Here is a 23,597-nt window from a genome sequence, read left to right on the forward strand (position 1 = left end):
TGGCAGAACATGACTGCCACTCATGTTTCCGCCGTGCCGGCCACCCCACCGCTGCCCACCTCGCCGCTGCGGATCGCCGCCGCCCAGTCCACCGTGGTCTCCGGTGACGTCGAGGCCAACGCCGCCCGGGCCGCCGAACTGATCCGGCGGGCCGCCGCCGAGGGGGTGCGGCTGGTGCTCTTCGCCGAGAAGTTCCTCACCGGCTACGAGCCCGCGCTGATCGCCGCCGACCCGGTGCGCTACACCGTCACCGAGGAGGACCCGCGCCTCGCGCCGATCACCGAGGCCTGCCGGGAGACCGGCACCGCGGCCGTGGTCGGCGCGGCCGGCCGGGACGCCGAGGGCACCCTGCGGGTCAGCGTGCTGGTCATCGGCGGCGACGGTGCGGTGCGCGCCCGGTACGACAAGCAGCACCTGTTCCACACCGAGGTCGAGCTCTACACCCCCGGCGAGCACGGCTGCACGGTCGAGCTGGACGGCTGGCGGCTGGGCCTGGGCATCTGCTACGACTCCGGCTTCCCCGAGCACGCCCGGGCCGCCGCGCTCGACGGCTGCCACGCCTACCTGGCCAGCGCGCTCTTCGGCACCGGGCACGGGCGGGTGCAGCGGGCCGTCTGGTTCCCGGCCCGGGCGCTGGACAACACCTGCTACGTGCTGCTCGCCAACCACATCGGCGCGACCGGCGGCTGGGACACCTGCGGCGGCAGCTCCGCCTGGGGCCCGGACGGCGTGCTGCTGGCCGATGCCGGCCAGACCGAGTGCGGGCTCGCGATCGCGGAGCTGGACCCCGCCGTGCTCGCCACCACCCGGGCGGAGCTGGAGATGCTGGCGGACCTGCCCGCGCGGGAGACCGCCGCCCCGGCCCCCCGCATCCAGGTCAAGCTCTGACGGACCCTCAGAGTGCGCTCAGGGCGCGCCGCACAGCAGGGCCGCGCGCAGGTCCAGCCGGTCGTCCAGCCGGGCCAGGTCGCGCACGGTGAGCTCCTCGATCCGGCGGATCCGGTAGTGCACGGTGTTCACGTGGACGTGCAGCGCCTCGGCGGTCCGGGCCCAGGAGCAGTCGTGGTCCAGGAAGCTGACCAGGGTGGCGAGCAGCGCGCCGCCGGTGCTGCGGTCGTGCTCGACCAGCGGGTCCAGCAGCCGGCCGCGGAACGCCCGGGCCACCTCCGGCGGGATGCCGCGGACCAGGGCGGCCAGCGAGTCCAGCTCGCCGCTGGCCCCCACCGTGGCCCGCCGGCGGCCCGCCGCCGCGGCGTCCAGCGCGTACCGGGCCTGGCGCAGTCCGGCCGCCAGGTCCAGCGCCGGGCGCTCCACCCGGGGGCCCACGCCGGCCCGCAGCAGGTGCCGGTCGGGCAGCCGGGCCTGCAACCGGGGCCAGACCTCGCGCAGCACGGCGGTCAGCGCCGCCGGGTCGGCGGTGGCGGCGATCGCCACCGCCCGGCCGCTCGGCTCGGTGCCGACCGCGAACTCGCCGCCGGCCGAGCGCAGCGCCTCGGCCAGCGCGTCGGCGGCCCAGGGGGCGTCCTGGCCGTCGATCCGGGCCGTCAGCGGCACCAGCGGCCGACCGGTCGGCAGGCCGCAGGCGGCCAGCGCCTCCAGCAGCGCGGCGGCGTGCACCGGGGAGTCGGCGCCGAGCAGCGCGGCCAGCCGGCCGGCCGACCGGCGGCGCTCGGCCGCCTCGCCGCGGGCCCTGGTCCACAGCGTGCCCAGCACCTCGGCCAGGCCGTGCAGCACGGTCGCCTGGCCGGCCGTCTCGCCGTGCGGGTGCAGGTACCAGCCGTCGAACGGGTTGTCGCCGCCCTCGCCGACCGGCAGCGCGGCGCGCACCGTCGCGGGGTCGGGGGCCGGGTCGGGGGCGCCGCCGGAGGTCGCCACGGTCCGGCCGGAGGCGGTGATCAGCGAGCACGGTCCGCAGCCGAGCCGGGAGACCGCCCGCTCCAGCACCACGTCCGGCGGCGCGCCCGCGTACATCAGCTCGACCAGCTCCCGGCGGGCCTGCTCCGGCACCGCCGCCGCGGGCTCGTCCGCCGGGCGCAGGCCGCCCCACAGCCGCAGGTAGACCCGGTCGGTGACGGCCCGGAAGCTGGTGCCGGCCGGCACCGAGAGCAGCGGGATGCCGTGCACCTCGCAGGCCTCGACCAGGGCCGGGGGCACCTCGCCGTGGGTGCCCTCGCCGGCCAGCAGGGCGGCCACCCCGGCGCTGCGCAGCGAGGTGGCGAAGCGCAGCGCCAGGGTCTGCGCGAGCGGGTGCTCGGGCTGCCACCAGACCAGCCCGGAGAGCACCAGCTCGCCCGGCTGGAGGTAGCGGGCCGGGTCCTGCAGGTCGGTGGAGGTCACACCGGTGACCTGGCGCTCCAGCAGCTCCGGCGGGCCCCACGCCACCGACAGCCGAAGATCCGGGACCTGCAGCAGATCAGCGACGATCACTGGGACTCTCCTCCGTGCCGCACCCGGCCGGCCCTCTTAGCAGCCAGGGATTCAGGTGCAGCTGCATGGTAAATGCCAGGGCCGGGACGGTTGAACCCCTTTGGTCGATCATCCGAACCGACCCGCCCCACCTGGTGCCCGGCACCACTGCCCGCACCATTGCGCCCGTTGCTTCACTGGGCTCACCAGGTGCCGGGGCGTCCGGTGATCGGCACCGGATCACCGCGCGGTCCTCCCATCAGCCTTCGGCCGCGCGGGGCCCCGGCACCTTGCCCGTCCGTCCTGCTCAGTAGCGTTCACCCCAGTCGCGTTCACCTCGGTGGCGTGCACCGCGGAGCGCGAGCGGACGGGGAGGCGGGCGGGTGTTCCGGCACTGGTGGTTCCTGCGGTTGCTGGGCGACCGGGCGGGCGGGGGCGCCGCACCGCGGGCCCGGCGGATGTCGAAGGAGCGGCAGGAGCTGGTGCTCCGGGAGTGGGAGACCCTGCGGGAGCGGCTGCGGTCCTTCGCGCAGGAGCGGATCGCCCTGGTCGGGGACGTGCTGCGGGCCGCCGAGCCCGACTTCCCGCCGCAGTTGGCCGGCGGGCCCGCCGGCGCGGACTACCTGTGGGCGGTCGAGGCCTACCAGGCCGCCGGGAAGCTGCTGGACGAGGACGGCACCGACCTGCCCGACCTGGCCGCCGCCGTGGTGCTGGCCGAGCGCGCGGTGGACCGGCTGGCGGCCGCGCACGAGCGGCTGGCCGGCCGGCGCCCGGTGCCCCCGCCCGCCCGCTGCTTCTACTACCCGCTGCACCCGCCGGCCGCCGCGCCGAAGGCCGGCAAGAAGCAGGCCCGGCGCCGGGTCGGGCCGCGGGAGGCGGCGGCGGACCGGCGCCCGGCCTGCGAGGCCTGCCGCCGGGCCGTCCTGGCGGGCGAGCTGCCGGACGTGCTGCCCGCGCTGCTGGAGGTGCGGCGGGCCTGGCACCGCACCCGCCGGGTGCTCGTCCCCTACTACGCCGTCCCGCAGTCCCGCTCCCCGTGGTCGGCCACCGCCTGCGGCGGGTACGACGACGGCGCGCCCGCCCTGGTGCTGCGCGGGGCGCACCGCCGGGGCCGGGGCTGACGGCGGCTCAGCTCCCGTCGGCCTGACGGCCGCTCAGCCGCGCACCGCCCGGTCGGTGAAGGGGACCGCCGCGCCGGTGTAGTTGGCCGGGTCGAGCAGCTCGGCCAGCGCGGCATCGGTGAGCTTGCCGTGCAGCTCCGGCTGCTCGGCGAGGACGGCGCCCAGCGGGCGCTGCTCGGCGGCGGCCAGGGTGGCGGCGCGGTTCAGCAGCTCCTGGGCGGTGCCGCGGCCGAGCAGCGGGGCCAGCACGGCGGCGATCCGCTCGGAGACCAGCTGGCCCCCCGTCAGGTCGAGGTTGGCCCGCATCCGCTCCGGGCGCACCTCCAGACCCTCCGCCAGCTCCGCCGCCAGGTGCGCCGCGCCGCCGGCGAGGCGCAGGCACTCGCGCAGCAGCAGCCACTCGGCGTGCCAGACCCCGGCCGAGCGCTCGTCCTCGGCGACCAGGCACTGCGCCAGGCCGGCCGAGAGCACCGGCACCTGGAGCGCGGCCGAGCGGATCAGCGTGCTGAGCACCGGGTTGCGCTTGTGCGGCATCGCGGAGGACCGCCCGCGCCCGACGGCGGCCGGCTCGGCCAGCTCGCCGACCTCGGTGCGGACCAGCACCTGCACGTCCACCGCGATCTTGCCCAGCACGCCGGTGAGCAGCGCGCAGGCCGCCCCGAGGTCGGCGATCGGGGTGCGCAGCGCGTGCCAGGGCAGTTCGGGCACGGCCAGGCCGAGTTCGTCCGCGTAGGTCTCGGTGAGCCGGCGGGCGTAGTCCTCCCCCGCCCCCTCGGCGTACTCCAGGTAGCCGGCCAACGTGCCCGCCGCGCCGCCGAGTTCGACCGGCAGCCGGTCGGCCAGCTCGGCCAGCCGGGTCCGCGCGGTGCGGACCAGCTCCAGCCAGCCGGCCGCCTTGAGCCCGAAGGTGGTGGGCACGGCGTGCAGGGCCAGGGTGCGCCCGGCCATGGTGGTGCCGCGGTGCTCGGCGGCCAGCGCGGCCAGCGCGGCGGCGGTCCGGTCGAGGTCGGGCAGGATCACCGCGATCGCCCGCCGGGCGACCAGCATCGAGCCGGTGTCCAGCACGTCCTGGCTGGTGGAGCCCCGGTGCACGTACTCGGCGGCGCTCGGGTCCTCGGCCGCGACCACCGCGGTGAGCGCCCGGACCAGCCCGACCACCGGATTGGCCGCCTCCCGCCCGGCCCGGGCCAGCGCGGCCAGGTCCAGCAGCTCCGCCCGGGCGAGCCGCCCGATCGTGTCGGCCGCCGCCGCGGGCACCGTGCCGAGCCGCGCCTGGGCCCTGGCCAGCCCCGCCTCCGCGTCCAGCATCGCCTGCAGCCAGGCGGTGTCGCCGGTCACCGCCTCCACCGGCGTCCCCACCCGGACCGGGGAGAGCAGCCCTGAGTCGTAGTCAAGCGCGGGAGCAACGTGCTCGGTCATGGTCCAGGACTCCGATGCGTCGTACGGGCGTTGCGTCAGGACCCGATCAGCCTAACCGCACGACCGTACGCACAAACCGGGTCGGCGACAGCACCCCGCGCCGGCCCCTTGCCCCGCCCCCTTGCCCCCGGCCGCGGTTCCCCGGCACGGTCAGGACGTCAACGTCAACGTCAGCGTCAGGAAAGAAGGCGATCGAGGTGGACCCGGAGTTCGAGGGCCGGTTCGGCGACTACCAGCACGAGATCTACTTCAACGGGCTCGCCGGCGTGCTGCCGACGCTGCCGATGGGCTTCGCCGAGTTGGAGGCCCGGGCCCGGGCGGCCATGGCGCCCTCGGTGCTGTCCTACGTGGCGGGCGGGGCGGGCGACGAGAGCACCCAGCGGGCCAATGTGTCGGCCTTCGACAAGTGGGGCCTGGTGCCGCGGATGATGGTCGGGGCGGCCCGGCGCGACCTGTCGGTGGAGCTGTTCGGGCTGCGGCTGCCGTCCCCGCTGTTCATGGCGCCGGTCGGGGTGCTCGGGCTGTGCGCGCAGGACGGGCACGGCGACCTGGCCACCGCCCGGGCCGCCGCCCGCACCGGCGTGCCGATGGTGGCCTCCACCCTGACGGTGGACCCCCTGGAGGAGGTCGCGGCCGGGTTCGGCGGGACCCCCGGCTTCTTCCAGCTCTACACGCCGACCGACCGGGCGCTCGCCGAGAGCCTGGTGCACCGCGCGGAGGCGGCCGGCTTCCGGGGCATCGTGGTCACCCTGGACACCTGGATCACCGGCTGGCGCCCGCGCGACCTGGCCGCCGCCAACTTCCCGCAGCTGCGCGGGCACTGCCTGGCCAACTACACCGGCGACCCGGTGTTCCGGGCCCGGCTCGCCAAGACGCCCGAGGAGGATCCGGGGGCGGCCGTGCTGGAGTGGGTACGGGTCTTCGGCAACCCGCTGACCTGGGACGACCTGCCCTGGCTGCGCTCGCTCACCGACCTGCCGATCGTCCTCAAGGGCATCTGCCACCCGGAGGACGTCCGCCGGGCCAAGGACGGCGGGGTGGACGGCGTCTACTGCTCCAACCACGGCGGCCGGCAGGCGAACGGCGGCCTCGCGGCGCTGGACGCGCTGCCCGGCGTGGTCGAGGCCGCCGACGGCCTGCCGGTGCTCTTCGACTCCGGGGTGCGCTCCGGGGCCGACGTGGTCAAGGCGCTCGCCCTCGGCGCCACCGCCGTCGGCGTGGGCCGCCCCTACGCCTACGGCCTGGCGCTGGCGGGCACGGACGGGATCGTCCACGTGCTGCGCAGCCTGCTCGCCGAGGCCGACCTGATCATGGCCGTGGACGGCTACCCGACCCTGGCCGACCTGCGCGCGGACGGCGCCCTGCGCCGGAACTGATGCCGCCTCACCAGGATCCCGACCTGCGGGAACACCGAACGCGAAGGGCCGGGCGCTGGTGCTCGCCCGGCCCTCCGGTGGCGGAGAACGCCCGCCGTGCGTGCCCCAGGCAGGATTCGAACCTGCGACACCAGCTTTAGGAGAGCTGTGCTCTATCCCCTGAGCTACTGGGGCGGGGGGTCGTACGACCCAGCACAGCCTAGCGGATGCGGTCGGGGCCCGGGCCCGGTTCGCCGGTGCGGGGCGGCGGGTCCCGGGCCGGGCCGGCGGGCGGCCGCAGCGGGGCTGACCAGGCACGCGGCGGCCTGCGGGGGCCGGGAGAACGGCAGGTCGGGCGGGTGTCGCGCTTATCTGTTGTTGATCGGCGGCGGTTAGGTTCGGTTCATGAACGAGTCGAGCACATCGCCGCCGGAGGCCCTGCAGAGTGGGGACCTGGAGAACTTCGTCCTGCTGCTGGACGGCCTGAAGCAGTCGCTGGCCGAGGATCGTCAGCAGGACGAGGCGGACTGACGGGGCATCAGACCAGGTCGGAAGGGGGAACGCCCGGTCCGCGCGCCGGTGCGGCACCGCACCGCGGCCGGGCCGCCGGGGCGGGGAGGCGGCGGTGCGGGGAGGGTCCCGGCCGGGTAACGACCACCCTTGTAGGGTCGCTACCATCGGGACTGGTAACGAACCCCGCGGTCCGGCGCTGGACGCGGTGCAACCCCCGAAAGGCTCATACGTGACTGCGCCCCAGGAGACCTCCTTCGCCGATCTCGGCAAGGTGCTGGTCATCATCCCGACCTACAACGAGATCGAGAACGTCGAGCGAATCGTCTCCCGGGTCCGGGCAGCGGTCCCCGAGGTGCACGTCCTGGTCGCCGATGACAACAGCCCGGACGGTACCGGCGAGGCGGCCGACAAGATCGCCAAGGAGGACGGCAACGTCCACGTGATGCACCGCAAGGGCAAGGAAGGCCTGGGGGCGGCCTACCTCGCCGGGTTCCGCTGGGGCATCGACAACGGCTACGACGTGCTGGTCGAGATGGACGCCGACGGTTCGCACCAGCCCGAGGAGCTGTACCGCCTGCTGACCGCGCTGCGCGGCGCCGACCTGGTGCTGGGCTCGCGCTGGGTGCCGGGCGGCAAGGTGGTCAACTGGCCGAAGTCCCGCCTGATGCTGTCGCGCGGCGGCTCGACCTACTCCCGCCTGATGCTGGGCGTGCCGATCCGGGACGTCACCGGCGGCTACCGGGCCTTCCGCAAGGAGACCCTGCTCGGCCTCGGCATGGACCAGGTCGCCTCGGCCGGCTACTGCTTCCAGGTCGACCTCGCCTTCCGCTCCGTGAGCAGCGGCTTCAAGGTGGCCGAGGTGCCGATCACCTTCGTCGAGCGCGAGCACGGCGCCTCGAAGATGAGCAAGAACATCGTGGTCGAGGCGCTCTGGCGGGTCACCGTCTGGGGCGTGCAGGCCCGGCTGGGCAAGCTGACCGGCAAGAAGCGCAAGTAGCACGAGAAGCAAGTAGCACGAGAAGACGGAGCGGCCCGCACGCGTGACGCGTGCGGGCCGCTTCCGCGTTCTCCCCGGGTCGGACGGGCGCGGGCCTCAGCCGAGCCGGGTGAGCCGGGACAGGATCGACGGCGGGGCCAGGTCGCGCTGCAGCACCACCGGCACCTGCACCTGGCCCGGGCCGCTGCCGGCGGTCAGCGTGCCGACCTGGGTGCCGGCCGGGGCCGAGTGCCCCAGGTTCCCGCTGCGCTGCAGGGTCACCGTGGCGGAGGTGCCGGTGAAGCCGGGCACCGTGAGGTCCTTGCCGGCCACCAGCGGCACCTTGCCGCCGAGCCCGTCGGAGACGTAGCCCACCACGTCGCCCTGCTTGGCCAGGGTGTGGCCGGTGACGGCGGCCTGGCCGGCCGTGATGATCCGCGAGCTGACCGTCTGGGCGGCCTTGATGATGTTGTCGGTGGCCGTCGGCGGCTGACCCAGGGTCACCCCGAGCAGCAGCTGCTGGGTGCCGCCGACCTCCTTGGTGGCCGCCCACATCAGGCAGCTGCCGGACGGGGTGGAGGAGCCGGTCTTCACGCCGATCACCCCGGTCTTCGGGTCGAGCAGCCCGTTGGTGTTGCTGATCACCGCGCCGGCGATGGTGGCGCGCGGCTCGGCCACGATCTGCCGGAAGATCTCGTCCTTCATCGCCAGCTCGCCGATCTTCAGCTGGTCGGTGGCGGTGCTCTTGGTGTTGGCGTTGTAGCCGGCCGCGTCGGCGTAGGTGGTGTGGGCCATGCCCAGGCCGGCGGCCTGCTGGTTCATCTGCTGCACGAAGGTCTGCTCGTCGCCGGCCGTCCAGCGGGCCAGCAGCCGGGCGATGTTGTTGGCGCTGGGCAGCATCAGCATCTCCAGCGCCTCGTACTCGCTGATCTGCTGGCCCTCGGTCACCTTGACGGTGGACTGGTCGGAGTCGCCGGACTCCTGGGCGGCGGCCTTGTCCACGATGATCGTCGGGCCGGACTCGCCGCGCTTGAGCGGGTGCTTCTGCAGCACCAGGTAGGCGTTCATCACCTTGGTGACGCTGGCGATCGGCACCGGGGTGTCCGCCGGACCGGAGCTGCCGAGCGGGCCGAGGCCGACCACCTCCGCGGCGGCCTGACCCTTGCTCGGCCAGGGCAGCGCGACCGGGGAGCCGGTGAAGGTGTAGGAGGTCTGGGCGGTCAGCTCGATCTTCGGGTCGGGCAGCGGGCGCAGCAGCTGGGCGGCGACCAGTGCCCCGATCACCAGCACGGCGACCAGCGACCAGACCACGGCGGCGCGGGCGGCCCGGCGGCCCGGGGAGAGCAGCGGGGCGCCGTCGGCGGCGGGCCCGGCGGGCGGCGGGCCGGGGGGCGGGCCGACCGGTGGCTCGGCGACGGCCACCGCGGCAGCGGCAGCGGCGCCGGCGGCCGGCGCCGTGGCGGCGGCGAAGACCGGCGCGGGCGGCGGGGTGGAGGCCAGCGCCCGGACCGGCGGCGCGACGGGCTCGGGCCGTGCGACGGGCTCGGGGCGCGCGACGGGCTCGGCCTTGGGCAACGGAGCGGCTTCGGGCAACGGCACCGGCTTGGTCAGTTCCACCGGATCGACCGAATCGACCGGCCCGACCGGCACCACCGACTCCGCCCGCTCGGGCGCGGCGGCGACCGGCCGGGTCTTGAGGAAGACCGTCGCCCGATCGACCGACGGCGCCGACTGTACTGACGGCGCTGACGGCGCGTCAGCCACCTCGTCCGCGGCCGCCTCCGGCGCGTCGCCCCCGGTCGGCGCCGTCTCGCCGTCGACCACCCGCTCGTCCCGGATCGCGAGACGCGGATCCACGGCCTGCGACTCCTTCGCCGCCGACTCCGCCACCGGCTCGGCGGCCCCGGTCTCCGGCAGCCGCAGCGAGGTGGTCGCCGTGTCCGCATCGCGGACGCGGAGATGGACGGTTCCGCCGCCGTCCGCCGGCTCCGCCCTGCGCTCCGCGTCCGCGGGGGGCTGCTCCCGCTCCCCGTCCGGCACCTGCTCCGGGGCCTCGCCCACGTCTCCCGACCTCCTCGTCAGTCTCGTCCGCTCCCGTGCCACTTGCGGCACCGCTCGGTTCCGCGAGTGCCGTCCCGGGGGTCCTCCCGGGCGGCGCGCACCGCTACAGTCTCCGCCAGCGGCCGACCGTTCCCGGGCCGCCACACCCCGTCCGACCGGCGGTTATCGTGCTCGCGCGGCCCGTCCCGGGCAGAGACGTCCGCTCACCGGGCCGTGGTTCCCCGCTCTGCGCGCCCGCAGAAACGGTTCCTCTCGCAAGGTCACGATTCGGAGGCGTACTCGACAAGGCCGTGTGAGAGGCGTCACGCTGTCATTCATCCACGCGGGGAGGCTTGGATGGGCAAGAGCCGTAGAACTATTCCCGAGGAACTCCTGTTGCTCGCCCTGGACCCGACCACGGGTACCACGGCGCAGCCGCAGACCCTCGACCTCGGACTCGCCGGGGCGCAGCTCGTCGAGCTGTCCCTGGCCGGACGGATCGTCCCGGACGGGGACCGGATCGCCGTGGTGCTGCCACGACCGACCGGTGACCCCACCCTGGACCACGCCCTGGAACTGCTGCGCCGACGCGGCAGTCCGGTGCGTGCCGCGCACTGGATCGGCGGGCCCCGGTTGGGGCTGCGGCAGACCTACCTGGCGCACCTGGAACGGTGCGGCATGGTCGCCGCCGTGCCGGGCCAGGTGTGCGGGGTCCTGCCGACGACGCGCTACCAGGCGTCGGACGACTGCACCAACGCCGCCATCAAACAGCGGCTGGACACCGCGATCCGGACCGGCGTGCCGCCGGACCCCCGGACCGCGGCGCTGGCCGCCCTGGCGCACGCGGTCGGGCTCGGCAAGCACCTCTACCCGGGCAACGAGGGCCGGTCCTCACGGTCGCGCCTGCGCGACCTGATCCGCTACGACCCGCTCGGCGGCATGGTCGCGCACGCCGTGATGGACGTGCAGAACGGCCTGCCCGCACAGCAGGCCAGGACCGGCGGCACCGGACGGGCGCCGGCCGCCCGCAGCGGTTCCGCCGCGCCCAGTCGGGTCGGCGCCCGCTGAGGCAGTCCCACCAGGCACCGAGGGCGGCCGCCCCCGCTTGAGCAGCGGGGGCGGCCGCCCTGTGTCGTTCCATCTCATTACCACTTCAGCACCCCGGCGCGCTGGGAAATCCCGTACTCCGGCCCAGGTGGGACCGTTTCCGCCCGGTCCCGGTGATCCGGATGCCATGCTGCTGGTGCCGGGGGTTGGCGGAGTCCGGAAAGGCAGGCCCGGCTCCGCCGTCGTCTCCACGCACCGCCACTCACCCCAGAGGTACTGCCGGAGGTCGAAGTGTCCGCGAGCGTCAATCCAACCGTCCGACGCCGCAGGCTCGGCGCGGAGCTGCGCCGGCTGCGCGAGCAGAAGGGCATGACCGCGGAGCAGGTCGCGGACCGCCTGATGGTCTCCCAGTCGAAGATCAGTCGGCTGGAGAACGGCAGACGCAGCATCAGCCCGCGGGACGTGCGCGACCTGTGCGACGTCTACGAGGTCACCGACGCCAAGATGCGCAACAGCCTGATGGAGATGGCCAAGGAGTCCAAGCAGCGCGGCTGGTGGAACGACTTCGGGGACATCCCGTACAGCGTCTACATCGGCCTGGAGACCGAGGCCTACTCGATCCGCTCCTACGAGACCTCCTTCGTCCCCGGCCTGTTGCAGACCCGGGAGTACGCCGAGGCGTCGGTCTTCGGGGTGCAGCCGGACACCGACCAGAACGCGGTGAACCGCCGGGTCGAGGTGCGGCTCAAGCGCCAGGACCGGATCTCCGGCGACGACCAGCTCTCCAGCTTCTGGGCGGTGATAGACGAGGCGGTGCTGGCCCGCGAGGTCGGCGGACGCTCGGTGATGGCCGGTCAGCTGCGCAAACTGCTGGAGGTCGGCGAGCGGTCCAACGTCAACATCCAGGTGGTGCCGTTCACTTACGGCGCGCATCCCGGCATGACCGGGACATTCTCCCTGCTGGAGTTCCCAGAGTCTGCCGATTCCACGGTTGTCTACTTCGAAGGTGTGACGAGCGACCTCTACCTGGAGAAGGAGCAGGACGTCCGCCGCTATACCGGTCTCTACGACCACTTGAGGGCGGCGGCACTGGGCGTCGCCGAGTCCCGGTCGTTGATCACCACCTACGCGGAGGAGTACGAGAATGGGATCGAAGCCGCTGACCGCTGAGTCGGGCTGGCACAAGAGCAGCCACAGCGGTCCGAACGGCAACTGCGTCGAGGTCGCCGTCCCGGCCGAGGCCGTGGTCGCCGTCCGCGACTCCAAGGACCCGGCCGGCCCGCGCCTGCACTTCTCCCCCGCCGCCTGGCAGGCCTTCGCCGGCGCGGCGGGCGGGGACCGACTCGCCACTGCCTGACGGCGCTTCGCACTGACGGCCGTTCGGGCTGACGGTGCTTCGGGCCGACAGCACCGTGGGCGGTCCGGCGGGGCGCGCAGCCCGGTCTCACCCGACCGGGTAGCGCTCCCGCCAGGCCGGCCCGGCCGCCGGGCCGTGCAGCTCGGTGCCCTGGCTCAGCTCCAGCACCAGGTCGTCGGCCAGCTGCAGGATGGTGCCCCGGCCCTCCAACTCGGCGAGCCACTCGCCGGGCAGCGCCGTCTCCCCGTGCAGCGCACCGAGCAGGCTGCCGCAGACCGTCCCGGTGGAGTCGCTGTCCCCGGAGTGGTTGACCGACAGCAGCAGCCCGGAGCGCACGTCCTCGGCCACCAGGGTGCAGTACACCCCGATCGCCAGCGCCTCCTCGGCCACCCAGCCCTGGCCCAGCTCGGCCACCCGGGCCGCCGACGGCTCGCCGGCCCGCACCGCCGCCAGCGCCCCGCGCAGCGCCGCCGTGGTCTCCTCGTGGCCCGGCCGCTCGGCCAGCAGCGCCAGCGCCTGCTCCACGCCGTCCTCGACGGTGCCGCCGCGCAGCACGGTGTGCACGATCACCGCGAAGGCTCCGGCCGCCAGGTAGCCGGTCGGGTGACCGTGGGTCAGCACCGAGCACTCGATGGCCAGCTGGCAGACCAGGGCCGGCTCCCAGCCGATCAGCAGGCCGAACGGCGCGGCCCGCATCACCGTGCCGCAGCCCTTGGACTCCGGGTTCTTCGGCTGCTCCAGGGTGCCCAGGCGCTCCGCGTCCGGCCCGGAGAGGCCGGCCAGGCAGGCGCTGCCGGGGGCCCGCCGGGCGTAGAGCCACTCCTCCCGGCCGAGCCAGCCCAGGTCCTTGCGGCGCTCGTCCGGCCCCCAGTCCTGCTGGGTGGCGGCCCAGCGCAGGTAGGCGTGGTGCACGTCGGTGGGCGGGTGCCAGCCCCCGGCGGCCTGGCGCACGTGCGCCCGGATCAGGCCGTCCACGGTGAACAGCACCATCTGGGTGTCGTCGGTGACGGCGCCGCGCCGCCCGTAGGCGGGCACGTAGCCGGTGACGCCGGCCGGGCCGTGGGCGGCGCGGATCGCGTCCAGCGAGTCGAACTCGATCCCGGCGCCCAGCGCGTCGCCGATCGCGCCGCCGAGCAGCACCCCGCGCACCCGGCTGCGGTACTCCTGCTGCTGGGTGCGCGACCAGAGGGGAATCACGGATCGACGGCCTTTCACTGGGCTACGGGGCTGCGGGACGGCGGGACCGCGCCCGGGGCGACCCCGGGCGCAGCCTCGCACTGTAGTTCGTGAAGGTGTCGATCGCGACGGGTTCGGCCCAACGGACCGTCAACCCGCGTCGTCTCAGGGGGTGAGCCGGTTCGGTCCGCGGAAGAGGAAGACCGCGTCCCGGATCGAGGCCAGCCCGAGCAGCACCATCAGCATCCGGTTCAGGCCCATCCCGAACCCGCCGTGCGGCGGGCAGCCGTAGCGGAAGTTGTTCAGGTAGTCGGCCAGCGACTCCAGCGCCATGCCCTTCTCCACCGCCTGCTCGGCCAGCACCTCGTGGCGGTGCTCGCGCTGGGCGCCGGTGGTCACCTCAAGGCCGCGCCAGAGCAGGTCGAAGCTGAGCGTCAGGTCGGGCCGCCCGGCCGGCCGGGCGTGGTAGAACGGCCGGATCTCGGACGGGTAGTGGGTCACGAAGACGAACTCGTGGCCGGTCTCCTCACCCACCAGCTCGGCCAGCAGCCGCTCGCCCGCCGGGTCCAGGTCGGTCTTCTCGCCCTCCGGGTCCCAGCCGGCCGCGCGCAGCCGCTGCTGGGCGTCCGCCATGGTGATCCGCGGGAACGGGGTGGCGGGCACCGTCACCTCGACGCCGAACTCCTCGCGGATCCGCGCGCCGTGCCGCTCGGCGACCAGCGCCAGGGCGTGCGCGATCATGCCCTCCTCGAAGGCCTGCACCTCCTCGACCCCGGCGGTCCAGCCCAGTTCCACGTCCACGCCGGTGAACTCGGTGGCGTGCCGGGAGGTGTAGGAGGGCTCGGCGCGGAAGACCGGGCCGACCTCGAAGACCCGGTCGATGCCGGCCGCGATCGCGGTCTGCTTGTAGAACTGCGGGGACTGGGCGAGGTAGGCGGCGCCGCCGAAGTAGTCCAGCTTGAACACCTCGGCGCCGGACTCGGAGGCGGTGGCCATCAGTTTGGGGGTGTGCAGCTCGGTGCAGCCCTGCGCCAGCGCGTACTCCCGCAGGCCCTGCTCCAGGGTGCTGGCGACGGTCAGCGCGAGCCCCGCGGCCGGGCGGCGGCGCAGGTCCAGGAAGCGCCAGTCCTGGCGGTGCTCGGGTCCTGACTGCTCGTCGACCGGCAGCGGGCCGGCCGCCGGGGCCAGCACCTCGACCGACTCGGGCAGCAGCTCCAGGCCGCCCAGCTTGACCGCCGGGTTGGCCACCACCGTGCCGGTCACCCGGACCGCGGACTCGACGGCGGCGCCCTCCAGCGCGGCCTCGATCGCGGAGCCGTCCCGGCGGTGGGTCAGCTGCACGGTGCCGGTGTGGTCGCGGAGCAGCACGAACTGCATGGTGCGCTGCAGGCGGGAGGTGCGCACCCAGCCGTTGACGGTGACGGTCCGTCCGACGTGGGACGGCAACTCGGACACCAGGGTGCGGGTGGAAGGGTGGATCATCGTGTCCTCCGAGGACCTCGACTGATCCCTTGGGAGCGCGGGCGAGAAGGGTGACTCGCGGTGCCACCGCGCCTTTGCCGCCGACCCCGCTGGGGCGGCGGCCTCATTGTGGCCGTGCGTCAACGCTCGGGAGTGTCTTCGCCACGGGGAGCGGGACCGCCTTCACAGCTGCCGGCGGCTCTCTCGACCCACCCGGTCCCGCGGCTACTCGTCTCCGTCACCGCGTTGGACAGTGAGGCTACCGAGTGCCGCGGGGCCGGGCAACGGTTTAAGGGGGCACTGGTGATCCTCGGATCAGTCGAGCACCGGCAGCAGCTTCGGCAGGTGGCCGTCCGAGGCGAGCCCGGCGGCCCGGCGCTCGGCGGACACCTCGCCGTAGAGGGTGGTGCGCTGGCGGGCCGGGCGGCCGGCCGCCTCGGCGATCGCCTCCAGGTCGCGGATCGACTTGTAGCTGCCGTAGGCCGAGCCGGCCATCCGCGAGATGGTCTCCTCCATCAGGGTGCCGCCCAGGTCGTTGGCGCCGCTGCGGAGCATCTCGGCCGCGCCCTCGGCGCCCAGCTTGACCCAGCTGGTCTGGATGTTGCGGATGTGCGGGTGCAGCAGCAGCCGGGCCATCGCGACCACCGCGCGGTTGTCCCGGTGGGTCGGGCCCGGGCGGGCGATCCCGGCCAGGTAGACCGGCGCGTTGGTGTGGATGAACGGCAGCGTGACGAACTCGGTGAACCCGCCGGTGCGCTGCTGGATCTCCGCGAGCAGCCGCAGGTGGCCGAGCCAGTGCGCGGGGGTGTCCACGTGGCCGTACATCATCGTCGAGGAGGACCTGATGCCCAGCTCGTGCGCGGTGCTGACCACCTCCACCCAGGTGGCGGCGGGCAGCTTGCCCTTGGTCAGCACCCAGCGGACGTCGTCGTCCAGGATCTCCGCCGCGGTGCCCGGGATGGTGTCCAGGCCCGACTCCTTGGCCCGGCTCAGCCACTCGCGGATCGACAGGCCGGTGCGGGTGGCCCCGTTCACCACCTCCATCGGCGAGAAGGCGTGCACGTGCATGCCGGGCACCCGCTCCTTCACCGTGCGGGCGATGTCGAAGTAGGCGGTGCCCGGCAGGTCCGGGTGGATGCCGCCCTGCATGCAGACCTCGGTGGCGCCCACCTCCCAGGCCTGGGCGGCCCGTTCGGCCACCTGCTCCAGCGAGAGGGTGTAGGCGTCGGCGTCGGTGCGGCGCTGGGCGAAGGCGCAGAACCGGCAGCCGGTGTAGCAGACGTTGGTGAAGTTGATGTTCCGGGTGACGCAGTAGGTCACCTCGTCGCCGACCGCGTCGCGGCGGACCGCGTCGGCGATCGCGCAGAGCGCGTCCAGCGCCGGGCCGTCGGCCTGGAAGAGGGCCAGCGCCTGATCGTCCGTCAGCTTGGTCGGGTCGTCGGCGGCCACGGCCAGGGCCGAGCGGACGTCACCGTCGGTGCGGGCCAGCGGAATCCGCGCGACCTGCTCGCGCAGCGCCTCCCAGTCGCCGTAGACCTCGGAGAAGTCGGCCCGGCGGTCGCCGGTGCGGCCCTCGGTGTCGATGGTGCGGTGCAGGTCGGTGCGGCCGCCGGACTCGGGCAGCTGATCGGGCTCCTGCCACGGCCGGCCGGTCACCGCGGCGTCCGGGCGGGCCAGGCCGGTGGCCGGGTCGGCCAGCGCCGAGACGTGCGGCAGCAGCCGCGGGTCCAGCCAGGGCTCGCCGCGCAGCACGTACTCCGGATAGACCGTCAGGCGCTCGCGCAGGCCGAAGCCGGCGGCGGCGGTGCGGGCCGCCAGCTCCTCGATGGCGGGCCAGGGCGCCTCGGGGCTGACGTGGTCGGGCGTCACCGGGGAGACGCCGCCCCAGTCGTCGATCCCCGCGTCGATCATCAGCTGGTACTCCCCGGCCACCAGGTTCGGCGGGGCCTGGATCCGCGCCGAGGGGCCCATCACGATCCGGGTCACCGCGATCACGGCGGCCAGCTCGGTGAGCTCCGCGTCCGGCCGGGCCCGCATCGCGGTGTCCGCCTTGGCCCGGAAGTTCTGGATGATCACCTCCTGGATGCCGTGGTAGCGCCGGGCCACCGAACGGATCGCCAGGATCGACTCGGCCCGCTCCTCGAAGTCCTCGCCGATGCCGATCAGCAGACCGGTGGTGAACGGGACGGCGCTGCGCCCGGCGTCCTCCAGCGCCCGCAGCCGCACCGCCGGCTCCTTGTCCGGGGAGCCGTGGTGCGGGCCGCCCGGCTCCGACCAGAGGCGCTCCGAGGTGGTCTCCAGCATCATCCCCATCGACGGGGCGACCGGCTTCAGCCGCTGGAAGTCGGTCCAGCTCAGCACGCCCGGGTTGAGGTGCGGCAGCAGGCCGGTCTCCTCCAGCACCCGGATCGCCATCGCCCGCACGTAGGCGATGGTGTCGTCGTAGCCGTGCGCGTCCAGCCACTCGCGGGCCTCGGGCCATCGGTCCTCCGGCCGGTCCCCGAGGGTGAAGAGCGCCTCCTTGCAACCCAGCGCGGCGCCCTGACGGGCGATCTCCAGCACCTCGTCCGGCGACAGGTAGAGCCCGTGGCCGGCCTTGCGCAGCTTGCCCGGCACGGTGACGAAGGTGCAGTAGTGGCAGCGGTCCCGGCAGAGCCGGGTGAGCGGGATGAAGACGTTCTTGGAGTAGGTGATCAGCCCGGGCCGGCCCGCCTCGACCAGGCCCGCGTCGCGGATCCGGGAGGCGGTGGCACACAGGTCGACGAGGTCGGCGCCGCGGGCCTGGAGCAGCACCGCGGCCTCCGTGCGGTCCAGCGCGACCCCGTCCCTGGCCCGGCGCAGCGCCCGGCGCATCGCGGTCTCGGTCGGTGCGGTCTGCTCTCCCCTGGCGTCCATGGCCCGACCCTACGTCAGGAGACGTACCCGTCGGACCCCTAACCCTGAGCCGACATCAGGGTTGACTAAATCCTCCGGTGTACTCGGTTGTGGCCCCGTGGGGCGATGCCCGCGCGGCCGGTCCGGGTCTCTAATGGATGTCATCGGGCCGACTGGCCACGGGTGGACACCACGGAGGGGCTGAACCGATGACGCAGTACGCAGGATTCGACGACCAGCGGGACGGGGTGGAGCCGGCCGGGGGGGCCGCCGGGTCGGCCGACCCGGCGGGCATCCCCTACCGGGCGGGCCGGCGGACCGCGATGCGGCTCCTGGTGCCGGTCGCGGTGGTGGCCGCCGCCGCCACCGCGGTCGCCGTGGTGCCCGCGCTGGCCAGCGACAGCGCCCCGCAGCTGCCGAAACTGACGGCGGAGCAGCTGGTCACCAAGGTGCTCTCGAACCAGACCCAGGCGCTCAGCGGCACCGTCCAGGTCTCCACCGACCTGGGCATCCCGAGCGAACTGGTCAGCGTGATCGGCCAGGGCGGCGGGGCCGCCGGGGTGGCCGGCACCGCGGGCCAGGCCGGCGGCAGCGGGCAGTCCCGGCAGTGGGGCGGCTCCAGCGCCAACCCGACCTCGCAGCTGACCGGCCTGCTCTCCGGCAGCCACACCCTGCGGGTCGCGGTGGACGGTCCGGACAAGCAACGGGTCGCACTGGTCGAGGACTTGGCCGAGTACGACCTGGTGCACAACGGCACCCAGGCCTGGTCCTGGGACAGCGGCAGCCAGCAGGCCGTGCACTACACCGGGCTGCGCCAGGGCGCGTCCGGCGACCAGCACCAGTTGCCGGGCGACGTGCCGGCCACCCCCCAGCAGGCCGCGCAGCAGCTGCTGGCCGGCAGCGCCACCTACTCGGACGTGTCGGTCTCCGGCACCGCCACGGTGGCCGGTCGCAGCGCCTACCAGCTGAGCGTGCGGCCCAAGCAGTCCGGCTCGACCATCGGCGAGGTGCGGATCGCGATCGACTCGGCCACCGGCACCCCGCTGGCCGTCACCGCGCTCGGCACCGGCGGCGGCACGATCCTCGACAGCCGCTTCTCCCAGGTGTCGTTCGGTCACCCGGGCTCCGGCACCTTCGACTTCACCCCGCCCAAGGGCGCCAAGGTGACCCAGAAGGCGGCCGGGCTGGACAAGCCGGACACCGGCAAGGCCGGCGAGCACCACACCGGGGACCAGGCCGGCCAGCAGGCCAAGGTGATCGGCGAGGGCTGGACCGCGGTGCTCTCCGCCCAGCTGCCCGCCGAGCTGAACCAGACCGCGCCGGCCGGCGGGAAGCAGGACGGCGGCAAGCAGGCCAAGGGCCTGAAGGGCCTGGGCAGCCCGATGGCGCTGCTGAAGTCCTTCGGCAAGCCGGTCGGCGGCGGCACCCTGATCAGCAGCAAGGTGATCAACGTGCTGATCACGGACGACAACCGGGTCTACGCGGGCGCGGTCACCCTGCAGGTCCTGCAGAGCGCGGCCGGGGTGAAGTAGTGGCGCACTCCCCCGCGCTGGAGTCCGCGGCGGGGGCGGTGGCCGAGGCCGCCGCCCCCGCCGGGGGCCCTCCGGTCATCCGCACCCAGGGCCTGACCAAGCGGTTCGGCGGCGGCCAACTCGCCGTGGACGGGCTGGACCTCACCGTGCCGCGCGGCAGCGTCTTCGGGTTCCTCGGCCCGAACGGCTCCGGCAAGACCACCACCATCCGGATGCTGATGGGCCTGATCGCGCCCACCTCCGGTGTGGCCACCGTGCTCGGCGAGTCGATGCCGCAGTCGGTGACCCGGGTGCTGCCCCGGGTCGGCGCACTGATCGAGGGCCCGGCGCTGTACGGGTTCCTCTCCGGGCGCGACAACCTGCGCCGGTTCGACTCGGCCGACCCCACCTGCGACCCGCGCACCCGGGACGCCCGGGTCGACCGGGCGCTGGAGCGGGTCGGGCTGGCCGCCGCGGCCGGCAAGAAGGCCCGCGCCTACTCGCTGGGCATGAAGCAGCGGCTCGGGCTGGCCGCGGCGCTGCTCCAGCCGCGCGAGCTGCTGGTGCTGGACGAGCCGACCAACGGCCTGGACCCGCAGGGCATGCGGGAGATCCGGGCGCTGGTCCGCGAGGTCGCCGCCGAGGGCACCACGGTCTTCCTGTCCTCACACCTGCTCGACGAGATCGAGCAGGTGTGCACGCACGCCGCCGTGATGTCCAAGGGCCGGCTGGTGGTGCAGGGCACGGTGGCCGAGCTGGCCGCCCGCGCCCAGGGCCGGCTGGTGGTGCGCACCCCCGACACCACCGGCGCCGTGGCCGTGCTGACGGCGCACGAGGTGACGGAGCTCCAGGTGACGGAGGGTCAGGTGCTCGGCCGGCCCGCTGCCGACGCGGACGAGGAGTGGCTGCCGCGGCTCTGCGCGGCGCTGGTCGCGGCCGGGGTGCGGGTGCGCGGGTTCGGGCTGGAGCGCGGGACCCTGGAGGACGCCTTCGTGGCACTGACCGGAGAGGGATTCGATGTCGCGGGTTGAGTCACCGCAGCGGACCGCGGCCACCGAACCGGTGCTCGCCGCCGGGCCCCGGCCGCAGACGGTGCCCGGGTTCCTGGCGCTGTTCCGCAGCGAGTTGGGGCTGACCTTCCGCCGGGTGCGGTCGATCGCGCTGCTCGGCGTGCTGGCCCTGGTGCCGATCCTGATCGGCGTGGTGGTCAAGCTGGAGACCGGCAACATGCGCAACGGGGGCGGCGGCGGCCCCGCCTTCCTGGCCCAGGTCACCCAGAACGGGGTCTTCCTGACCTTCACCGCGCTCGCCGTCTCGCTGCCGGTCTTCCTGCCGATGACGGTCGGCGTGGTGGCCGGCGACTCGGTGGCCGGCGAGGCCACCTCCGGCACGCTGCGCTACCTGCTGGTCGCCCCGGCCGGCCGGACCAGGCTGCTGGCCGCCAAGTTCACCGCCGCACTGACCTTCTGCTTCGCCGCCACCCTGGCGGTGGCGCTGGCCGGGCTGCTGATCGGTTCGATCCTCTTCCCGGTCGGCGACGTGGCGCTGCTCTCCGGGGACACCATCCCGCTCGCCGACGGGCTGCTGCGGATGGCGCTGATCGCGGTGGTGGTGGCGCTCTCGCTCTCCGGACTGGTGGCGATCGGGCTCTTCGTCTCCACCCTCACCAACAGCGGGATCGCCGCGATGGCGACCACCGTGGGCCTGGTGATCATCGTCCAGGTGCTGGACAGCTTCCCCCAGCTGCACACCATCCAGCCCTGGCTCTTCACCCACCACTGGCTCACCTTCGCCGACCTGCTGCGCCAACCCATGTACTGGGACGGCGTGCTGCAGAACCTGGGGCTCCAGGCGCTCTACGTGGCGGTCTTCGGCGCGGCGGCCTGGGCCCGGTTCAGCTCCCGCGACATCACGGCCTGATCCGCCCCGGCCGAACTACGCCTCCCGGCGCCCGGCGTCCGTCGGGCTGTCGGAGGCGGCGGCGGCTGCTTCTTTCAGTCGGCGCAGGGTGTCCTGGTAGGCCCGCGGGACGGCGTCCACCGGGGCCGGGCGCTGCCCGTGCCGGCGCCTGCGCTCCAGCTCGGCGAGCTGGAGGTGCACCACGGCGAGCAGGGTGTCCCGGCCCACCGGTACCGGCCGGGGCGCCGCGGCCTTGGTCAGCGCCACCCGGGGCGGCCCGGCCACCGTCAGCTGCCCGCGTGCGGCGGCCGCCTGCGCCACGGCAGCCCGGGCCCGGCGCTCGGCCTTGGCCGCCGCGCGCAGTGCACCGACGGCCGTCAACAGCCCGACCACACCCACCAGAAACGCCACTGCCACCATCGCGTCTGCTCCCCCGTCGGCTCGCTACCTCCCGGAGGCTACGCCCTCGCTGACCGCCGGCTCGCCCCGCCCCAGCTGCGGCGCGTCGCCCCTCGCGGCACGCGTGCCGCGGCGCAGCGCGTCCCAGGTGAGCACCAGCAGCGCGACCCAGACCAGCGCGAAGCCCGCCCAGCGGGCCGGCTCCATGGTCTCGTGGAAGTAGACGATGCCGATCAGGAACTGGAACACCGGCGCCAAGTACTGCATCAGCCCGATGGTGGAGAGCGGCAGCCGGATCGCCGAGGCGCCGAAGCAGAGCAGCGGGACGGCGGTGATCGGCCCGGTCAGCGCGAGCAGCGCGGTGTGACCGGCGCCGTGGCCCAGCGAGGAGTGCCCGGTGGCGGCCAGGTAGCCGAGGTAGCCCAGCGCGATCGGGAAGAGGAAGCCGGCCTCCAGCGCGAAGCTCTCCAGCCCGCCGAGCGCCACCTTCTTCTTCAGCAGGCCGTAGCTGCCGAAGCTGAACGCCAGCGAGAGCGCGATCCACGGCAGCCGCCCGTAGCCGACGGTCAGCACGGCCACCGCGACCGCGCCGATCCCGACCGCCGCCCACTGCGCCCGGCGCAGCTTCTCGTGCAGCAGCAGCACGCCGAACCCGATGGTCACCAGCGGGTTGATGAAGTAGCCGAGGCTGCTCTCCACCACGTGCCCGGCGTTGACCGCCCAGATGTAGACGCCCCAGTTGACCGCGATCACGGCGGCCGCGAGCGCGCTCAGCGCGAGCCGCCTGGGCTGCCCCAGCAGCGGCCGCAGCCAGGACCAGTGCCGCCGCACGGCCAGGATGGCCACGGCCGCGACCAGCGACCAGACCATCCGGTTGGCCAGGATCTCCATGGCCGAACTGGGTTCCAGCAGGGGCCAGTAGAGCGGGAACAGCCCCCACATGCCGTAGGCGGCGAAGCCGTACCAGAGGCCCCGTGCGTTCTCGCTGCGAGCTGCCTGCGGCATGTGCGGTCCTTCTCTCCACCCGGGCACACGGTCGAGCAGACCGTAGCGGGCGGAGCGGGCCCCTGTCATCTCCGTATCACCAGTTAGCTACTGACAACCCTGCTCGGGGTCCCAATCAGAAGCGGAACGGCTCACTCCGGCGCAGACCGTCCAGCTTCGCCGGGTTGATCATGCAGCGCATCGTGTGGACCACCCCGTCCAGCACCTCGACGGCGAGCGCACCCACCAGGCTCCCGTCCGGCGCCGTGAAGAGCACCCCCTCCTCGCCGTTGATCCAGCAGAACGCGGCGGTGGCGTCCCGCAGCTCCGGCTTGGCCAGCACCCCGAGCGCCCAGCGCGCCACCCGGTCGGATCCCTGGATCGGCCGCAGCGCCGCCCGCACCACCCCGCCGCCGTCCGACCAGGAGACCACCTCGGGCGCCAGCAGCTCCATCACCTTGCTCGCCTCGCCGCTCCCGCAGGCCGCCAGGAAGCGCTCGGTCACCGCACGCCGCTCCGCCGCTCCGGTCTCGAACCGCGGCCGCCGCTCCTGCACGTGCGCCTTCGCCCGGTGCGCCAACTGCCGCACCGCCGCCTCGCTCTTGCCCAGCGTCTCGGCCAACTCGGCGTTCGAGTAGCCGAACACCTCGCGCAGCACGAAGACCGCCCGCTCCAGCGGGCTCAGCGTCTCCAGCACCACCAGCATCGCCAGCGAGACCGACTCGGCCAGCTCGGCGTCCTCCGCCACGTCCGGCGCGGTGAGCAGCGGCTCCGGCAGCCAGGTGCCGACGTAGGACTCCCGGCGCGCCCGGGCCGAGGTCAGCTTGTTGAGCGAGAGGTTGGTGACCGTCCGCACCAGGTACGCCCGGGGGTTGAGCACCCCGGACCGGTCCGCCTCGGCCCACTTCAACCAGGCGTCCTGCAGGACGTCCTCCGCGTCCGCCACGCTGCCCAGCATCCGGTACGCGGTACCGAAGAGCAGTCGCCGGTTCTCCAGGAACGGGTCTTCCCGCTGCGCAGTGGTCACCGCTCCAGGTTCGCAGACCGCCCGCCGCCGGG

General features: G+C 74.3%; 20 protein-coding genes and 1 tRNA gene. 11 read left to right on the plus strand and 10 right to left on the minus strand.

Annotation, left to right across the window (positions count from 1 at the left end; genetic code table 11):
* The first annotated feature begins 9 nt into the window (after positions 1-9).
* Positions 10-888: a carbon-nitrogen hydrolase family protein gene (locus FHX73_RS10615; RefSeq protein WP_145904770.1), complete on the plus strand. Its 879-nt coding sequence runs from the start codon at positions 10-12 to the stop codon at positions 886-888.
* An 18-nt stretch (positions 889-906) separates the two neighbouring features.
* Here FHX73_RS10615 and FHX73_RS10620 read toward each other — a convergent pair whose 3' ends face one another.
* Positions 907-2,427: a PucR family transcriptional regulator gene (locus FHX73_RS10620; protein ID WP_145904771.1), complete on the minus strand. Its 1,521-nt coding sequence runs from the start codon at positions 2,425-2,427 to the stop codon at positions 907-909.
* 362 nt (positions 2,428-2,789) lie between these two features.
* On the opposite strand from FHX73_RS10620, the gene FHX73_RS10625 reads away from it, so the two are divergent.
* The gene (locus FHX73_RS10625) at positions 2,790-3,527 is read left to right on the plus strand and encodes a hypothetical protein (RefSeq protein WP_145904772.1); all 738 of its coding nucleotides are present in this window, start codon (positions 2,790-2,792) and stop codon (positions 3,525-3,527) included.
* A gap of 33 nt (positions 3,528-3,560) precedes the next feature.
* Here the strand turns inward: FHX73_RS10625 and FHX73_RS10630 are convergent, their stop codons facing one another.
* Complete coding sequence (locus FHX73_RS10630; RefSeq protein WP_145904773.1) at positions 3,561-4,946, minus strand: nitrosuccinate lyase; 1,386 nt, start codon at positions 4,944-4,946, stop codon at positions 3,561-3,563.
* 197 nt (positions 4,947-5,143) lie between these two features.
* On the opposite strand from FHX73_RS10630, the gene FHX73_RS10635 reads away from it, so the two are divergent.
* Positions 5,144-6,322: an alpha-hydroxy-acid oxidizing protein gene (locus tag FHX73_RS10635; RefSeq protein WP_145904774.1), complete on the plus strand. Its 1,179-nt coding sequence runs from the start codon at positions 5,144-5,146 to the stop codon at positions 6,320-6,322.
* Between the two features lie 101 nt (positions 6,323-6,423).
* Here the strand turns inward: FHX73_RS10635 and FHX73_RS10640 are convergent.
* Positions 6,424-6,496: transfer RNA gene (locus FHX73_RS10640), tRNA-Arg, on the minus strand.
* 210 nt (positions 6,497-6,706) lie between these two features.
* Between FHX73_RS10640 and FHX73_RS47140 the strand changes: the two genes are divergently transcribed.
* Positions 6,707-6,832, plus strand: a complete 126-nt coding sequence (locus FHX73_RS47140) for a hypothetical protein (protein WP_281292669.1) — start codon at positions 6,707-6,709, stop codon at positions 6,830-6,832.
* A gap of 211 nt (positions 6,833-7,043) precedes the next feature.
* Entirely contained in the window at positions 7,044-7,811 is a 768-nt protein-coding gene (locus tag FHX73_RS10645) for a polyprenol monophosphomannose synthase (protein WP_145904775.1), read from the plus strand.
* Positions 7,812-7,907: 96 nt separating this feature from the next.
* On the opposite strand, the gene FHX73_RS10650 is transcribed toward FHX73_RS10645, so the two are convergent.
* A complete protein-coding gene (locus FHX73_RS10650) occupies positions 7,908-9,851 on the minus strand; it encodes a hypothetical protein (RefSeq protein ID WP_145904776.1) in 1,944 nt (647 codons plus the stop codon).
* A gap of 336 nt (positions 9,852-10,187) precedes the next feature.
* On the opposite strand from FHX73_RS10650, the gene FHX73_RS10655 reads away from it, so the two are divergent.
* The 3 genes from FHX73_RS10655 (at position 10,188) to FHX73_RS10665 (ending at position 12,234) form a co-directional block, all read left to right on the plus strand.
* Positions 10,188-10,898 carry a GOLPH3/VPS74 family protein gene (locus FHX73_RS10655; protein WP_145904777.1) on the plus strand — a complete coding sequence of 237 codons (711 nt, stop codon included), beginning with the start codon at positions 10,188-10,190 and terminating at the stop codon, positions 10,896-10,898.
* Positions 10,899-11,168: 270 nt separating this feature from the next.
* A complete protein-coding gene (locus FHX73_RS10660) occupies positions 11,169-12,047 on the plus strand; it encodes a helix-turn-helix domain-containing protein (RefSeq protein ID WP_145904778.1) in 879 nt (292 codons plus the stop codon).
* On the plus strand, positions 12,022-12,234 hold the full coding sequence (locus FHX73_RS10665; protein ID WP_145904779.1) for a DUF397 domain-containing protein: 213 nt from the start codon (positions 12,022-12,024) through the stop codon (positions 12,232-12,234). Before FHX73_RS10660 ends, FHX73_RS10665 begins: the two co-directional genes overlap by 26 nt.
* Positions 12,235-12,321: 87 nt before the next feature.
* Here the strand turns inward: FHX73_RS10665 and FHX73_RS10670 are convergent, their stop codons facing one another.
* From FHX73_RS10670 to FHX73_RS10680, 3 genes are all read right to left on the minus strand, one after another.
* Positions 12,322-13,431, minus strand: coding sequence for an ADP-ribosylglycohydrolase family protein (locus FHX73_RS10670; RefSeq protein WP_145904780.1), 1,110 nt, complete (start codon positions 13,429-13,431; stop codon positions 12,322-12,324).
* A gap of 144 nt (positions 13,432-13,575) precedes the next feature.
* Entirely contained in the window at positions 13,576-14,892 is a 1,317-nt protein-coding gene (aspS, locus tag FHX73_RS10675; RefSeq protein WP_145904781.1) for an aspartate--tRNA(Asn) ligase, read from the minus strand.
* Between the two features lie 294 nt (positions 14,893-15,186).
* On the minus strand, positions 15,187-17,766 hold the full coding sequence (locus FHX73_RS10680; RefSeq protein ID WP_145904782.1) for a bifunctional FO biosynthesis protein CofGH: 2,580 nt from the start codon (positions 17,764-17,766) through the stop codon (positions 15,187-15,189).
* A gap of 188 nt (positions 17,767-17,954) precedes the next feature.
* Between FHX73_RS10680 and FHX73_RS10685 the strand changes: the two genes are divergently transcribed.
* The 3 genes from FHX73_RS10685 to FHX73_RS10695 are packed head-to-tail and all read left to right on the plus strand — an operon-like array spanning position 17,955 to position 21,176.
* On the plus strand, positions 17,955-19,277 hold the full coding sequence (locus FHX73_RS10685) for a LolA family protein (RefSeq protein ID WP_246213455.1): 1,323 nt from the start codon (positions 17,955-17,957) through the stop codon (positions 19,275-19,277).
* The gene (locus FHX73_RS10690; protein WP_425461376.1) at positions 19,277-20,287 is read left to right on the plus strand and encodes an ABC transporter ATP-binding protein; all 1,011 of its coding nucleotides are present in this window, start codon (positions 19,277-19,279) and stop codon (positions 20,285-20,287) included. The genes FHX73_RS10685 and FHX73_RS10690 overlap by 1 nt, the downstream gene beginning before the upstream one ends.
* Positions 20,274-21,176 carry an ABC transporter permease gene (locus tag FHX73_RS10695; RefSeq protein WP_145904783.1) on the plus strand — a complete coding sequence of 301 codons (903 nt, stop codon included), beginning with the start codon at positions 20,274-20,276 and terminating at the stop codon, positions 21,174-21,176. Before FHX73_RS10690 ends, FHX73_RS10695 begins: the two co-directional genes overlap by 14 nt.
* A gap of 15 nt (positions 21,177-21,191) precedes the next feature.
* Here FHX73_RS10695 and FHX73_RS10700 read toward each other — a convergent pair whose 3' ends face one another.
* From FHX73_RS10700 to FHX73_RS10710, 3 genes are all read right to left on the minus strand, one after another.
* Entirely contained in the window at positions 21,192-21,575 is a 384-nt protein-coding gene (locus tag FHX73_RS10700; RefSeq protein WP_145904784.1) for a hypothetical protein, read from the minus strand.
* 24 nt (positions 21,576-21,599) lie between these two features.
* Positions 21,600-22,559, minus strand: a complete 960-nt coding sequence (gene rarD / locus FHX73_RS10705; RefSeq protein WP_145904785.1) for an EamA family transporter RarD — start codon at positions 22,557-22,559, stop codon at positions 21,600-21,602.
* A 115-nt stretch (positions 22,560-22,674) separates the two neighbouring features.
* Positions 22,675-23,565, minus strand: a complete 891-nt coding sequence (locus FHX73_RS10710; RefSeq protein ID WP_145904786.1) for an RNA polymerase sigma-70 factor — start codon at positions 23,563-23,565, stop codon at positions 22,675-22,677.
* Positions 23,566-23,597 lie beyond the last annotated feature (32 nt).

The organism is Kitasatospora viridis, assembly GCF_007829815.1.
In the GTDB taxonomy this organism is placed as follows: Bacteria; Actinomycetota; Actinomycetes; order Streptomycetales; family Streptomycetaceae; genus Kitasatospora; species Kitasatospora viridis.

Coding starts and splice junctions, on each gene's coding strand:
- FHX73_RS10615 (WP_145904770.1), top strand. CDS start 10: ATGACTGCCACTCATGTTTCCGCCGTGCCGGCCACCCCACCGCTGCCC.
- FHX73_RS10630 (WP_145904773.1), bottom strand. CDS start 4,946: ATGACCGAGCACGTTGCTCCCGCGCTTGACTACGACTCAGGGCTGCTC.
- FHX73_RS47140 (WP_281292669.1), top strand. CDS start 6,707: ATGAACGAGTCGAGCACATCGCCGCCGGAGGCCCTGCAGAGTGGGGAC.
- FHX73_RS10655 (WP_145904777.1), top strand. CDS start 10,188: ATGGGCAAGAGCCGTAGAACTATTCCCGAGGAACTCCTGTTGCTCGCC.
- FHX73_RS10665 (WP_145904779.1), top strand. CDS start 12,022: ATGGGATCGAAGCCGCTGACCGCTGAGTCGGGCTGGCACAAGAGCAGC.
- aspS (WP_145904781.1), bottom strand. CDS start 14,892: ATGATCCACCCTTCCACCCGCACCCTGGTGTCCGAGTTGCCGTCCCAC.
- FHX73_RS10680 (WP_145904782.1), bottom strand. CDS start 17,766: ATGGACGCCAGGGGAGAGCAGACCGCACCGACCGAGACCGCGATGCGC.
- FHX73_RS10685 (WP_246213455.1), top strand. CDS start 17,955: ATGACGCAGTACGCAGGATTCGACGACCAGCGGGACGGGGTGGAGCCG.
- FHX73_RS10695 (WP_145904783.1), top strand. CDS start 20,274: ATGTCGCGGGTTGAGTCACCGCAGCGGACCGCGGCCACCGAACCGGTG.
- FHX73_RS10700 (WP_145904784.1), bottom strand. CDS start 21,575: ATGGTGGCAGTGGCGTTTCTGGTGGGTGTGGTCGGGCTGTTGACGGCC.
- rarD (WP_145904785.1), bottom strand. CDS start 22,559: ATGCCGCAGGCAGCTCGCAGCGAGAACGCACGGGGCCTCTGGTACGGC.